Annotated in this window: 10 protein-coding genes; 8 read left to right on the forward strand and 2 right to left on the reverse strand. The window is 73.0% G+C overall.

The genetic code is table 11. From position 1 onward, the window contains the following. Positions 1-77: 77 nt before the first annotated feature. The 4 genes from ACWGDE_RS00220 to ACWGDE_RS00235 are packed head-to-tail and all read left to right on the forward strand — an operon-like array spanning position 78 to position 4,534. Positions 78-935 (forward strand): M24 family metallopeptidase, encoded by an 858-nt coding sequence (locus ACWGDE_RS00220; RefSeq protein WP_453386678.1) that lies wholly within the window; start codon positions 78-80, stop codon positions 933-935. A gap of 5 nt (positions 936-940) precedes the next feature. Continuing rightward, positions 941-2,713, forward strand: a complete 1,773-nt coding sequence (locus tag ACWGDE_RS00225) for an SDR family oxidoreductase (protein ID WP_453386716.1) — start codon at positions 941-943, stop codon at positions 2,711-2,713. Then, positions 2,710-3,609, forward strand: a complete 900-nt coding sequence (locus ACWGDE_RS00230) for a metal-dependent hydrolase (protein WP_453386679.1) — start codon at positions 2,710-2,712, stop codon at positions 3,607-3,609. The genes ACWGDE_RS00225 and ACWGDE_RS00230 overlap by 4 nt, the downstream gene beginning before the upstream one ends. 10 nt (positions 3,610-3,619) lie before the next feature. Beyond that, positions 3,620-4,534 carry a MerR family transcriptional regulator gene (locus ACWGDE_RS00235; protein WP_453386680.1) on the forward strand — a complete coding sequence of 305 codons (915 nt, stop codon included), beginning with the start codon at positions 3,620-3,622 and terminating at the stop codon, positions 4,532-4,534. 105 nt (positions 4,535-4,639) lie between these two features. Here ACWGDE_RS00235 and ACWGDE_RS00240 read toward each other — a convergent pair whose 3' ends face one another. After that, entirely contained in the window at positions 4,640-5,509 is an 870-nt protein-coding gene (locus ACWGDE_RS00240; RefSeq protein ID WP_453386681.1) for an aquaporin, read from the reverse strand. 134 nt (positions 5,510-5,643) lie between these two features. Here ACWGDE_RS00240 and ACWGDE_RS00245 point away from each other — a divergent pair, with 134 nt between their 5' ends. From ACWGDE_RS00245 to ACWGDE_RS00255, 3 genes are all read left to right on the forward strand, one after another. Beyond that, complete coding sequence (locus ACWGDE_RS00245; RefSeq protein ID WP_453386682.1) at positions 5,644-6,183, forward strand: RNA 2'-phosphotransferase; 540 nt, start codon at positions 5,644-5,646, stop codon at positions 6,181-6,183. A 154-nt stretch (positions 6,184-6,337) separates the two neighbouring features. After that, positions 6,338-8,212, forward strand: a complete 1,875-nt coding sequence (locus ACWGDE_RS00250; protein ID WP_453386683.1) for an HSP90 family protein — start codon at positions 6,338-6,340, stop codon at positions 8,210-8,212. Beyond that, complete coding sequence (locus ACWGDE_RS00255) at positions 8,209-11,253, forward strand: tetratricopeptide repeat protein (protein ID WP_453386684.1); 3,045 nt, start codon at positions 8,209-8,211, stop codon at positions 11,251-11,253. The genes ACWGDE_RS00250 and ACWGDE_RS00255 overlap by 4 nt, the downstream gene beginning before the upstream one ends. A 130-nt stretch (positions 11,254-11,383) precedes the next feature. On the opposite strand, the gene ACWGDE_RS00260 is transcribed toward ACWGDE_RS00255, so the two are convergent. Beyond that, the gene (locus tag ACWGDE_RS00260; RefSeq protein WP_453386685.1) at positions 11,384-12,286 is read right to left on the reverse strand and encodes an LLM class flavin-dependent oxidoreductase; all 903 of its coding nucleotides are present in this window, start codon (positions 12,284-12,286) and stop codon (positions 11,384-11,386) included. A gap of 394 nt (positions 12,287-12,680) precedes the next feature. Between ACWGDE_RS00260 and ACWGDE_RS00265 the strand changes: the two genes are divergently transcribed. After that, positions 12,681-13,604, forward strand: a complete 924-nt coding sequence (locus ACWGDE_RS00265) for a Cof-type HAD-IIB family hydrolase (protein WP_453386686.1) — start codon at positions 12,681-12,683, stop codon at positions 13,602-13,604. Positions 13,605-13,625: the final 21 nt, after the last annotated feature.

Consider the following 13,625-nt stretch of genomic DNA (forward strand, 5'->3'; position numbering starts at 1 on the left):
GACGTGATCTCCGGTCATTGTCACATTCATCAGTGTCAACTTACGGGCGCGTACGGCTACACGGACGGACGGCTGGCATGGCTGGGGACACCAAGCAACGCACCACAGAACTCTCCGCCGAACTGCGCGGGTTCAAGGAAGTGCAGCGCCTCTCCTACGAGTGCGCGGAGGCCGTCGCGGCGCAGCTGCGCCCCGGGGTCACCGAGCGCGAGGCCGCGCGGATGCAGCGCGAGTGGCTGCGGGAGCGCGGGGTGCGGGACTGGTTCCACATGCCGTTCGCGTGGTTCGGCGACCGCACCGCCTTCACGAACTTCAAGATCCCCCTGCAGTTCTTCCCGACGAACCGGGCCCTGGAGCCGGGGATGCCGTTCATCCTCGACATGGCCCCGGTCTACAAGGGCTACACCGCCGACATCGGGTACTCGGGCAGCCTCGGCCTCAACCCGGTGCAGGACCGCCTCATGTCCGACCTGAAGGCGCACCGCGCGCTGATCCTGGACCAGGTGCGCGAGCGCCGTTCCCTGCGCGACATCTACGAGGACGTCGAGCGGCTGATGATCGCCCAGGGGTACGCGAACCGGCACCGGGCCTACCCCTTCGGCGTCATCGCGCACAAGATAGACCGGGTCAAGGAGCGGCGCTGGTCGCCGACCGCGTTCGGGTTCGGCACCCAGGCCCTGAAGGGGCTGGCCTCGGACGCCCTGCACGGCCACCGCGAGGGCTGGTCCCCGCTCTGGAGCCCGTACCACTTCTCCGACCACCCGCCGCAGCCCGGCCTGTGGGCGGTGGAACCGCACCTGGGCTTCCGGGGCACCGGCGCGAAGTTCGAGGAGATCCTGGTCGTCACCGACTCCCGGGACCCCGAGGAGAGCGCGTTCTGGCTGGACGACGATCTGCCGCACGTGCGGCGCTGGGCTGAGGAGAAGGCGGCATGAGCGGGATGACGGACACGGGTCTGGCGGGCGCGCGCGAGCGCTGGGTGAGCACCGGCGGGGTCGAGCTGTGCGTCGTCGAGCTCGGTGACGCGCAGCGGCCGACCGTGGTGCTGGTGCACGGGTACCCGGACAGCAAGGAGGTCTGGTCGGAGGTGGCAGAGCGCCTTGCCTCCCGCTTCCACGTCGTGCTCTACGACGTACGCGGCCACGGGCGCTCCACTGCCCCGCAGCCGCTGCGCGGCGGCTTCACCCTGGAGAAGCTGACCGACGACTTCCTGGCGGTCGCGGACGCGGTCAGCCCGGACCGCCCGGTCCACCTGGTCGGGCACGACTGGGGCTCCGTGCAGGGCTGGGAGTTCGCGACGGTGGCCCGCACCGAGGGCCGCATCGCCTCCTTCACCTCGATGTCGGGGCCCTCGCTCGACCACTTCGGGCACTGGATCAAGAAGCGGATGGCGCGGCCCACCCCGCGCCGGGCGGCCCAGCTGCTGAACCAGGGCGCCAAGTCCTGGTACGTGTACATGCTGCACACGCCCGTGCTGCCGGAGCTCGCCTGGCGCGGACCGCTCGGCAAGCGGTGGCCGAAGATGCTCCAGCGGCTGGAGAACGTCCCGGCCGGGAACTACCCCACGGCCTCGCTGCCCTCCGACGCCGCGCACGGCGCCTGGCTCTACCGGGACAACATCCGGCCCCGGCTGCGCCGGCCGCGCGCCGACGCGTACGCGCACGCACCGGTCCAGCTGATCACCCCGACCGGGGACGCCTTCCTGTCCGAGCGGCTCTACGACGAGCTGGAGCTGTGGGCCCCGGACCTGGTGCGGCGCACCCTGCCGGCCAAGCACTGGGTGCCCCGGACCCGGCCCGACCAGCTGGCCGCGTGGATCACCGAGTTCGTCACCGACCGGGAGGAGCCGGCCACACGGGCGCCCGAGCAGAAGGCCCCGGGCAGGTACGCCGACCGGTTCGGCGGCCAGCTGGTCCTGGTCACCGGCGCCGCCAGCGGCATCGGCCGGGCCACCGCCTTCGCGTTCGCCGAGGCCGGCGCCCGCGTGGTGTGCGTGGACCGGGACGCCGAGGGCGCGGCCCGCACCGCCGACATGGCCCGGCTCGTCGGGTCGCCGCAGGCGTGGGGCGAGTGCGTGGACGTCAGCGACGAGCAGGCGATGGAGAAGCTCGGCGCGAAGGTCGCCGCCGAGTACGGGATCGTCGACGTCCTGGTCAACAACGCCGGGATCGGCCTTTCCGGTCCGTTCCTGGAGACGACCTCCGAGGACTGGAAGAAGGTCCTCGACGTCAACCTGTGGGGGGTCATCCACGGCTCGCGGATCTTCGGCAAGCAGATGGCCGAGCGCGGCCAGGGCGGGCACATCGTCAACACCGCCTCCGCCGCCGCCTACCTGCCGTCCAGGACGCTGCCCGCCTACAGCACCTCCAAGGCGGCGGTGCTGATGCTGAGCGAGTGCCTGCGCGCGGAGCTGGCCTCGCAGTCGATCGGGGTCTCGGCGATCTGCCCCGGCATCGTCAACACCAACATCACCGCCACCTCCCGCTTCGCCGGGGTGGACGAGGCCGAGGAGAAGCGCCGCCAGCAGAAGTCCTCCCGCCTGTACGGGCTGCGCAACTTCCCGCCGGAGAAGGTCGCCGACGCGATCCTCCTCGCGGTGGTGAAGAACCAGGCCGTGGTCCCGGTGACTCCCGAGTCCAAGGGCGCCCTGTGGATGTCCCGGTTCGCCCCGGGCACCCTGCGCAGGCTGGCGAGGCTGGAGCCCAAGCTGTGAGCGCGTACGCGATCGCGCCGCGCAGGGTGGCCTTCGACTGGAAGACCACCCCGCTGCACTGGATACCGGACGAGCCCACGGCCACCCACGTCATCAACGTGCTGCACCTGCTGCTGCCCGCCGGCGAGCGGTGGTTCGTGAAGGTCTTCAAGGAGGGCCTGCCGCTGGTCACCGATCCGGTGCTGCGCAAGGACGTGAAGGGGTTCATGGGCCAGGAGGCCACGCACAGCGTGCAGCACTCCTACGTCCTGGAACACCTCGCCGAACAGCGGCTGCCCACCGAGGCGTACACGAAGTACGTGGACCTCCTCTTCGAGAGGCTGCTGGGGGAGACCCCGCCCTTCGGGGCGCCGATCACGGCCCAGGAGTGGCTGCGCTTCCGGCTCTCCCTGATCGCCGCGATCGAGCAGTTCACGGCGGTCCTCGGGGACTGGGTGCTGCACGCCGAGGGGCTGGACCGGGCCGGCGCGGACGAGGTCATGCTCGATCTGCTGCGCTGGCACGGCGCGGAGGAGGTGGAGCACCGCTCCGTCGCCTTCGACATGTACCAGCACTGCGGCGGCGCGGGTCTGCCCCGCTACGCGCGCCGGATCGAGGGCATGGTCGTCGTGGCCCCGGTGCTGGCCTGGCTGTGGGTCTGGGGGACCTCGTACCTCCTGCGCAACGACCCCGAACTGCCCGGCCGGCAGCGCTATTCGCTGCGCGAGCACAACCGTGCCGTGGCCAAGGGTCTGCTGCCCACCTGGAGAGAGCTCGGCATGGCCATACCCCGCTACCTGCGGCGGTCGTACCATCCCTCGCAGGAGGGCTCGCTGCGCAGGGCGGTCGAGTACCTTGCGGCTTCGCCTGCCGCCCGGACCGCGGCGGGCGCGGTCGGCCGAGCCGCCATGTCGTAGGGAGCCGGGGTTGTCCGAGCAGGCAGTAGCCGAGTACCGGATCGAGGATCTGGCGCACCACAGCGGTGCGACCGTCCGTACGATCCGGGCGTACCAGGATCGCGGTCTGCTGCCGAAGCCGGAGCGGCGCGGCCGTTCCAACGTCTACCGGGACACGCATCTGGCGCGGCTGCGCCAGATCGCCGACCTGCTGGACCGCGGGTACACCCTGGCCTCCATCAAGGAACTGCTGGAGGCCTGGGACGCGGGCCGCGGGCTCGGCGGTGTCCTCGGGCTCGTCGCCGAGGTGCACGGGCCGTGGACCGACGAGGAGGCTGCCCGGATCACCCGGGACGAGCTGAACGACCGGTTCGGCGGCAAGCCCGACGACGAAGCGGTGGGCGAGGCCTGCGAACTGGGTGTGCTGGAGCGGATTCCGGGGCGCCCGGACCAGTACCTGGTGCCCTCTCCGCAGGAGCTGGCGGTGGCGGCCGAGCTGTACGCCGCGGGGGTGCCGCTGCCCGCGATCACCGGTCACCTGCGGGAGCTGCGCGGCCAGGTCGAGCACATCGCCTCGCGCTTCCTGGAGTTCACCACGGAGCACGTCTTCGCCCGCTACCTGGGTTCCGTCCCGCCGACGGACTCGGACGCGGCCGAGGCGGCCACGATGGTGCGCAGACTGCGGCCGCTGGCCCAGCAGACGGTGGACGCGGAACTGGCGCGGGCGATGCGCCTCTTCGCGACCCGGCACCTGCAGCGGCACCTGGGGGCCGTCGGGACGCCCCAGCCCTCGGGTCCGGCCCCCGTGGCGCTGCCTGCGGAGACCGTGCGGGCGGTGCAGGAACTGGTGGGCGCCGATCACGTGGCGGAGTTCGTCCGGGCCGCCACGGAACGGGAGCTGCAGGCCCGGACCATGAACGATCTGGCGAGCCGCGGCGGCCGGTAGTGCTCGATCAGTAGTCCACAGGGCGGATCACGCTTTTGCCGCCGAAACCGGCGCAAAGGGCTGTGGACAACTCCGCCCGCCCTGTGGGGAACTACGCCCCAGGGGTCAGCCGATGCTCTGGAACGCCGGACCTGACTGCCCGGTTTCGGCCACCGGACGGCTGATCCCGGCCGGGCCGGTCACATCGGCCGGGCCGGTCGCGTCCGTCGCGTGCGCCACGTCCGTCGTGTCGATGGTGTCGGCGACGTCGGCCACGTCGCCCTTCGCCGACCCGCCGCCCGCGACGGCCCGGCGGGTGTTCCCGTAGAGCAGGGTCGCGAGCGCCAGGCCGACTATTCCGCCGAGCAGCTGGGCGGCGACGAACCCGGGCAGCGACTGCGGGGCGATGCCGGTGAAGGAGTCGCTGAAGCTGCGCCCGATGGTGCCGGCCGGGTTGGCGAAGGAGCCCGAGGAGGTGAACCAGATCGCGGCGGCGATGTACGCGGCGACCGCGGCCGGGATCAGCTTCGGACGGCCTATGTGCCCCAGGCCCTGGATCACGAGGACCAGTCCGGCCGTGGCCACGACCTCCCCGACGAGCAGGTGCCCGCCGTCGCGGACCTGGGTGGAGAAGGTGCCCGGGACGCGGCCGAACATCGCCTCCGCGAGGACGGCGCCGCCGATGGCCCCGGCGGTCTGGGCGGCGGCGTAGACCAGGGCCTCGCGGCCGTCGAGCCCTTCGCCGCCGGTGCGCCGGCCCCACCAGGCGGTGAGGGTGACCACCGGGTTGAGGTGGGCGCCGGAGAGCGGGCCGAAGAGCGTGATGATCAGCCCGAGCCCGATGGCGGAGGCCAGCGAGTTGGCGACGAGGGCGACGCCGATGTCGGCGGTGAGGGCGGCGGCCTGGATTCCGGACCCGATCACCACCACGAGCAGCGCGGCGGTGCCGATGAGCTCGGCGGCCGCTCGGCGCGACAGAGACGTACTGTTTGTCATATTTTCTTCCCCTTGGGCGACAGCTCAGCGGAAAATGTATTCCGTATCTTGGAAACGCGATAGAGGGGGTCCAGGTTCGGAGCGACGGCGGAAAATCGCTGCGCCACCCGCCGCCGAGGCGGCACCCTGGGCGAATGGACGACAGACGCACCGTGAAGGTGTCCAAATACGTCTCGAAACACCTGCGCCATCAGCCGGAACGGATCGGACTGGTGCTCGATCCACAGGGCTGGGTGGAGATCGACGATCTGCTGGGCGCGGCGGCCGCCCACGGATTCCCCATCAGCCGGGCCGAGCTGGACCACGTGGTCGCCGCCAACGACAAGCAGCGCTTCGCCGTCGACGGCACCCGGATCCGGGCCAGCCAGGGCCACACCGTTCCCGTGGACCTCGGGCTGCCGGAGGCCGAACCGCCCGCGTACCTCTACCACGGCACCGTCGCCGCCGCCCTGGACGCGATCCGCGCCGAGGGGCTGCGCCCGATGGCCCGCCACCACGTCCACCTGTCCCCCGACCGGGAGACCGCGACCCGCGTGGGCGCACGGCGCGGGCGGCCCGTGGTCCTCAGCGTGGACGCGGGGGCGATGCGCGCCGCCGGACACGTCTTCCGGATCAGCGCCAACGGGGTGTGGCTCGTGGATTGCGTGCCCCCGCAATTCCTCCGCTTCCAGTAAGGCCGGAAGCACGGCGGAAAGCGGAACGGCAAGAGCGGAATTCACCGAGGGATTGTCGGATCATCCCCCTACCCTGTTCCTCATTCCGGGATCTGTGAGGGGGGGTACCTCGCGGTCGCCGAACCATCCACACCAGCACGCGAGGTGACGCACCATGACATCCACACCACCTTCCTCACCGGTCCCTTCCGATCCCGCGGCGAACACCTTCCAGGTCGATCTGCGCGGCCTGGTCGACCTGCTCTCCCACCACCTCTACTCCAGCCCGCGCGTCTACGTCCGCGAGCTGCTGCAGAACGCCGTCGACGCGGTCACCGCCCGGCACGCGCTCGACCCCGACGCCGAGATCCGCATCCGCTTGTCGGCCGCCGGGAACCGGGTGACCATCGAGGACAGCGGCATCGGCCTGACCGCCGCCGAGGCCCACTCCCTCCTCGCCACCATCGGGCGCAGCTCCAAGCGCGGTGGGGACCACGGCCTGGAGACCACCCGCCAGGAGTTCCTCGGCCAGTTCGGCATCGGCCTGCTCGCCTGCTTCGTCGTCGCCCGCCAGATCCGCGTGGTCACCCGCTCCGCCCGCGACCTCCAGGCCGCGCCCGTCGAATGGCTGGCCACCGACGACGGCTCGTACACCGTCCGCGAACTGCCCGCCGAAGCCCGCCCGGAGCCCGGTACGACCGTCATCCTGGAGGCCCGCCCGGGCGCCGAGGAATGGGTCGTCCCCGCCAAGGTCGAACAGCTCGCCCGCGACTACGGCTCGCTCCTGCCCTACGCCATCACCTTCGACGACGGCTCCGGAGCCGAGCCGCGGCCGGTCACCGACCGGCCCGCCGTATGGGACCGGGCGTTCCCCACCCCCGCCGCCCGCCGCGTCGCGCTCGCCGGGCACTGCGCGGGGCTCTTCGGTTTCACCCCGCTCGACAGCATCGACCTCGACCTGCCGGTCGCCGGCGTGCGCGGAGTCGCGTACGTCCTGCCCGAGCCGACCAGCCCCGGCCACCGGTCCGGGCACCGGGTCCACCTCAAGGGCATGCTGCTGACCGACAAGGCCGACAACCTGCTGCCCGACTGGGCGTTCTTCGTCCGCGCCGTCATCGACACCGACACGCTGCGGCCGACCGCCTCCCGCGAGAACCTGTACGACGACGAGACCCTGGCCGCCGTGCGCGAGGCCCTGGGCAGCCGCGTCCGCGCCTGGCTCGCCGAGCTCGCCGCGAGCGAACCCGAGCGGCTGGCCGCCTTCCTGAGCGTCCACCACCTCGGCGTGAAGTCGATGGCCCGGCACGACTCCGAGCTGCTCGGCCTGATGCTGCCCTGGCTGCCGTTCGAGACCAGCGACGGCTCGATGAGCCTGGAGGAGTTCGCGGCCGCCCACAACGAGCTCCACTTCACGCGCACGGTCGAGGAGTTCCGCCAGATCGCCCCGATCGCGGCCGCCCACGGTCTCGGCATCGTCAACGCCGGCTACACCTACGACGCGGACCTGCTGGCCCTGCTGCCCTCCGTACGGCCGGACCTCAAGATCATCGAGCTCGACGCGGGAGCCGTCACCGAACGCCTCGACCCGGTCCCCACCTCCGCCGAATTGGCCCTGGCCCCCTTCCTGGCCACCGCCCGCACCCGGCTCGAACCCCAGAGCTGCGACGTGGTCCTGCGCGCCTTCCAGCCCGTGTCCATCCCCGCGCTCTACCTGGACGACCGCCAGGCCCGCCAGGAACGCGACCGCAACGCCGCCCTCGACAGCGCCGACTCGCTGTGGAGCGGAATCCTCGGCGCGCTGCGCGGCTCCGCCCCGCGCGCCCGCCTCGTCCTCAACCACAACAACCCGCTGATCCGCCGGATCTCCGCCCTCCCCGACGAGTCGCTGACCGGCACCGCCGTGGAATCGCTCTACGGCCAGGCCCTGCTGATGTCCCAGCGGCCGCTGCGCCCGGCCGACTCCACGCTGCTCAACCGGGCCTTCCTCGGGCTCCTGGAATGGGCGACGCATCCCGGTGCCGGCACCGACACCCAGGAGGACCGCACGTGAGCACGACGACCCCGGCGGAGATCCGTCAGGCGCTCTACGAGAACCAGCGCCTCCCCAACGGAGCCGCGCGCAGCGCACAGGCGGAGGCGCTGACGGGCGCCGCCGAAACCTGCGGCGACAGCAGCGTGTTCCGCCAGGCGCTCCTCAACCAGATCGACGCCTACGAGTACAGCTCCGAGCGGACCCGCATGGTGGTCCCGTTCGCCCGGCTGCTCCAGGAGTACGACCGCGACCCGGGCGCCTTCGACAGGGGCGAGGCGCACTCGCTGTTCTGGCGGTTCAAATGGGTGTCGGGCCAGCTGGTCAGCTCCCCCGAGATCCCGCTGTCCTCGGTCACCGGCTGGCTGGAGGACATGGAGCGGCGCTACCGGATCGCCGGATACGGCGAGCGCGCGGTGCGCCAGTCCGAGTTCTACCTCGCCGACGCCACCGGCGACGACGAGCGGGCGGAGCGGGCCGTCAGGCGCTGGCAGGCCGCCGATCGCGACGCGATGAGCGACTGCCACGCCTGCGAGACCAACTCCCAGGGCTGGTTCTGGGCGGGCCGCGGCGACGACGCGAAGGCCGTCGCCGTCTGGGAGCCGGTACTGGCGGGCAAGCAGAGCTGCCTGGAGGAGCCCCACCGGGTGCTCGCCCGCTCCCTGCTTCCCCTGGTCCGGCTCGGCCGCGACGCCGAGGCCCGCGCCCACCACCTGCGCGGTTACCGCCTGGCGCGGGGCAACGAGAGCCTGCTGCGCTCCATCGGCGAGCACATCGAGTTCTGCGCGCTGACCGGCAACGAGGCCCGCGGGCTGGAGATCCTGGCCGAGCACGCGGCCCGCCTGGGGCCGCTGGTCGACGTCGAGGCCCAGCTGCGGTTCTACGGCGGCATCCTCGTGCTGCTGCGCCGCCTCGGCGAACTCGGGCACGGAGCGGACCCGGCCGTCACCTACGAGGGCACCACGCGCACGGTCGACGAGCTCCACGCGGTCCTGCGCGAGGACGCCCTGGCGATCGCCCGGCGCTTCGACGAGCGCAACGGCACCACCCGGGTCTCCGACCGGCTCCTCGAACGCATCGGGCAGGCTCCGCTGCGGGCCGCCCTGCCGCTGGGGGTGCGCAGCCCGGCGCTGCCGCCGCCGACGGCCGCCGTCACCCCCGTACGGATGGTGGTGCGTACGCCGTCCTCGGCCTCGGTGGAGGGCATCGCGGAGCTGGTGGAACGGGCCCGCGCCGCGCGGGACCTCGGACATCCCGGCGCGGACGCGCTGTGGGCCGAGGTGGCGGCGCGCCCCGAGGCCGGTGCCGACCCGTTGACCGCCGCCGACGTCGCGGACCACCGGGCCCTGGAGGCCGCGCGGGCCGGGGCCGACGGAGCCGCGGAACTGCTGGCCGGCGTACGCGAGGGCTACCTGGCGCTCGGGCTGGCCGAGCGTGCGGCCCTGGCCGAGCTGCGGATCGCGACCGTGGCCGCGCAGTCCGGGGCCGGGGCGGGGGAGCTGCGCGGGCTGATCGCCGTGGCCCTGCGCGCGGCCGAGGCACTGGACGCGGACGAGCCGCTGCGCGGGCGGCGGATCGCGTACGCGGAACTGACCTCGATCCGGGTGGAGTCGTACCTGCGCTCGCTCGAGGCCACCGGGGAGCACGGACACGACGGGCACGGGCACGCCGACGCGCACGGGCACGGGGAACTGGCCGCCGAGCTCGCCGACTTCGTCGACGCCTACGGGCCGACCCTGCCGGACGTGGCGGCGGAGGCCGAGGAGATGCTGGGCCGTCTCGCGCTCGCGCAGGGCGATCCGGAGCGGGCCGTGGCCCTGCTCGCCTCGTCCGCCGACCGGTCGCGGGCGGCGGAGCGGCCCTGGCTGGCCGTGGACCCGCTGGTGCTGCGGGCCGGGGTGCTGATGTCGCTGGACCGCCCCGAGGAGGCCGAAGAGGCCGCGCGCGCCGGACTGGCCGATGCGGCGGAGGCCACCGACCCGGAGACGCAGGGCGTCGTACGGCTCACCCTGGCCGACATCCTGCTGCGCCGGGGCGGGGCGGACGCGGAGGCCACCGGGCACGCCCTGGAGGCGGCGCACTGGTTCGACCAGGCGGGCCTCTCCGCCGACGGCGGGGCCCAGGCCCGGCTGCTGCTCGCCCGGGGCCACGCCCGGGAGGGCCGTACGGCCGAGGCGGCCGAGGTACTCCAGTCGACGCTGCCGGACCTGCTGCAGCACGGCGAGGGCCAGACCGTCTCCGTACGGGAGTTCCTGGGCGACCTGCTGCGCGACCTGGGGGACTCCCGGGGCGCGGCGGAGCAGTACCTGCTGGCGGCGGAGGTGACCAAGGACTGGGAGGACCCGCGCCCGCAGGCCCGCTTCGCCCAGGCCGCGGCCGACCGGCTCTCCGAGGCACAGCTGATCCCCGAGGCGGTCGCCGCGTACGAGAGGGCGCTCGACCTGCACCGGCAGTCGAAGGACGCGCCCGTCCCGGAGGTCCGCATCCTGCGCTCGCTGGCCTGGCTGGGGCTGCGCGAGGAGGTCACCGACGCGGCGGTGGCACGGGCCCGGGCGCGGATGGACGAGGCTGCGGAGGTGCTCGGCGCCGCGCTGGCCGAAGCCCCGCTGGACACCGGGCTGCGGGCGGAGCTGGCCGAGACCTGGAACCAGACGGCCCAGATCCTCGACCGCCGGGTCAACGCCCACGACGAGGACGACTTCGACGAGGACCTCGACGAGGAACTCGAGGAGGACCGGGGCGAGGCGGGGCGGGACGCGGACGGCCCCGCCGAGCCGCTCGGCGCGGCGGAGCTGGAGGCCCTGCGGCTGGACGAGGTCCGGCTCTGGGAACGGGCCGCCGCCCTCTACGCCGAGCTGGGTCCGGACCATCTGGCGGCTCGGTACCACTGCGTGAACAACGCCGCCTGGACCGAGCAGGAACTGGGCCGGCCCGAAGCGGGCGCCGCCCGGATCGGGGCGCTGGCGGACGAGGTCCGGGCGCTGCCCGAGGGCACGGCACCGGAGTGGCTCCTGCACAGCGCCGAAAGCACCCGGGACCACCTGCTGCGCGCCTCGTCCTGACGCGGCTCCCCGCTGCCCCGGCCGCCCCGCCCCACCCCACCCCGCCCCGAAGCGATGACGGCGGGGGCGGCCGGGGTGACCGGATCGGGCCGCGGCGGCGGCAGCGGCGATGGGCCGCCAACGGCTCCCGTCAGCCCAGCTGGGCGAGCCCCTCGGTGGCGATGCGCTCGAAGACCTCCTGGTCCGCGGCGAAGTCGGACTCGGGGATCGGCCAGTGGATCACCAGCTCCGTGAAGCCGAGCTCCTGGTGGCGGCCCGCGAAGTCGACGAACGCGTCCACCGACTCCAGCGGGCGGCCCCGGTCCGGGGTGAAGCCCGTGAGCAGCACCTTGTCCAGCTCGGCCACGTCCCGGCCGGTCTCCGCGCACGCCTTGCCGAGCTTGGAGATCTGGCCCCGGAGGGCCTCCACCGAATCCTCCGGCGTGCCCTGCTCGAAGATCTTCGGGTCACCCGTGGTCACCCACGCCTGTCCGTACCGCGCGGCGAGCTTCAGGCCGCGCGGGCCGGTCGCGGCGACGGCGAACGGCAGCCGCGGCCGCTGCGTGCAGCCCGGGATGGTGCGGGCCTCCACGGCCGAGTAGAAGGTGCCCTCCTGAGAGACGTCCGCCTCGGTGAGCAGCCGGTCGAGCAGCGGCAGGAACTCCCCGAAGCGGTCGGCCCGCTCCTTCGGGGTCCAGGCCTCCTGGCCGAGCGCCGTGGCGTCGAAGCCGTTGCCGCCGGCCCCGATGCCGAGGGTGACCCGGCCGCCCGAGATGTCGTCGAGGGACATCAGCTCCTTGGCCAGCGTCACCGGATGACGGAAGTTCGGCGAGGTGACGAGCGTGCCCAGGCGCAGGCGCTCCGTCGCCGTCGCGGCGGCCGTGAGGGTCGGCAGCGCGCCGAACCACGGCCCGTCCCGGAAGGTCCGCCAGGACAGGTGGTCGTAGGTGTAAGCGGCGTGGAACCCCAGTTCCTCGGCCCGCTGCCAGCGGTCGCGTCCCCCCTCGTTCCAGCGGTGGACGGGAAGGATCACGGTGCTCAGGCGCAGAGTCATGCCCCGAGCCTACGACCGCCAGCCCGCCCCTCGTCACGCCGTGCACCCGGCGTGCCCTCGCCGCGGCAGGAGCGGAACAGGGCATGGGCCCCGACCGCCAGGACCTCACCCACCAGTACCGGCTCGCGCTCCGGATCGACGTCGGCCGCCCGGTCGCAGGCCGCGCAGAGCGCCATCCTGAGGGTCCCCACCCACTTGGCGTGCGGGCTTCCACAGGCGTCACAGTCCGACTTCCGAGCTGAAGGGATGAGCACGGCGCCCCCCGTGTGACGTCGTCGAAATCGGCGAGGAGATCCTTCCACCCGCCACTGACAACCATGTGGCGATGTTTCACGTGAAACATCCCCACCGGCGGCACGTCCGATGTTTCACGTGAAACATCGCCCCCGTCGGCATGGGCGAAGATGGGGTCGTGACCTCGGCTCCTCAGCGCCCGGACGGGCCCACCTCCGCTTCCCGGACCACCCCCATCCCCCGGCTCATCGCCACCGATCTCGACGGCACCCTGCTCCGCGACGACAAGTCCGTCTCGGAGCGCACCGTCGCCGCGCTCGCGGCCGCCGAGGAGGCCGGTATCGCGGTGTTCTTCGTGACCGGACGCCCGGCCCGCTGGATGGGCGTCGTCAGCGACCACGTCCAGGGCCACGGCCTGGCGATCTGCGCGAACGGCGCCGCCGTGGTCGATCTGCACGCCATCGGCCCGGTCCCCACCGGGCGGGAGTTCGTGCAGGTCAGGCCGCTGCCCCGGATCACGGCGCTGAAGGTGGTGGAGGCCCTGCGGGCCGCCGCCCCCGGCACCTCGTTCGCCGTGGAGATGACCACCGGCATCAACTACGAGCCTGCCTACCCGCCGTTCTTCCAGGACCCCGGCGCCAATGTCGCCACCGCCGAGCAGTTGCTGGAAGAGGACAGGGACGAGGACTCGGCGCCCGTCCTGAAGGTGCTCGCCCACCACTCCGAACTGGCTCCGGACGAGTTCCTGGCGCTGGCCCGCTCCGTCGCCGGCGCGTACGCCTCGATCACCCGGTCCAGCCCGACCTCCCTGCTGGAGATCAGCGGTCCGGGTGTCTCCAAGGCCAGCACCCTGGCGCTGTGCTGCGAGGAACGCGGCATCTCTCCGGCCGAGGTGGTCGCCTTCGGCGACATGCCGAACGACGTGGAGATGCTGGGCTGGGCGGGGACCTCGTACGCGATGGGCAACGCGCATCCGGACGTGATCGCGGCCGCGTCGGGCCGTACGGTCGCCAACAACGAGGACGGCGTCGCCCTCGTCATCGAGCAGATCCTGACCGAACGGGCCGCCGGCGCCCAGCCGTAGCGCGGCCGAGCCTGGGCCCGA

This window comes from Streptomyces sp. NPDC054956 (assembly GCF_053609185.1).

Coding starts and splice junctions, on each gene's coding strand:
- ACWGDE_RS00220 (WP_453386678.1), top strand. CDS start 78: ATGGCTGGGGACACCAAGCAACGCACCACAGAACTCTCCGCCGAACTG.
- ACWGDE_RS00225 (WP_453386716.1), top strand. CDS start 941: ATGACGGACACGGGTCTGGCGGGCGCGCGCGAGCGCTGGGTGAGCACC.
- ACWGDE_RS00240 (WP_453386681.1), bottom strand. CDS start 5,509: ATGACAAACAGTACGTCTCTGTCGCGCCGAGCGGCCGCCGAGCTCATC.
- ACWGDE_RS00245 (WP_453386682.1), top strand. CDS start 5,644: ATGGACGACAGACGCACCGTGAAGGTGTCCAAATACGTCTCGAAACAC.
- ACWGDE_RS00250 (WP_453386683.1), top strand. CDS start 6,338: ATGACATCCACACCACCTTCCTCACCGGTCCCTTCCGATCCCGCGGCG.
- ACWGDE_RS00260 (WP_453386685.1), bottom strand. CDS start 12,286: ATGACTCTGCGCCTGAGCACCGTGATCCTTCCCGTCCACCGCTGGAAC.
- ACWGDE_RS00265 (WP_453386686.1), top strand. CDS start 12,681: ATGGGCGAAGATGGGGTCGTGACCTCGGCTCCTCAGCGCCCGGACGGG.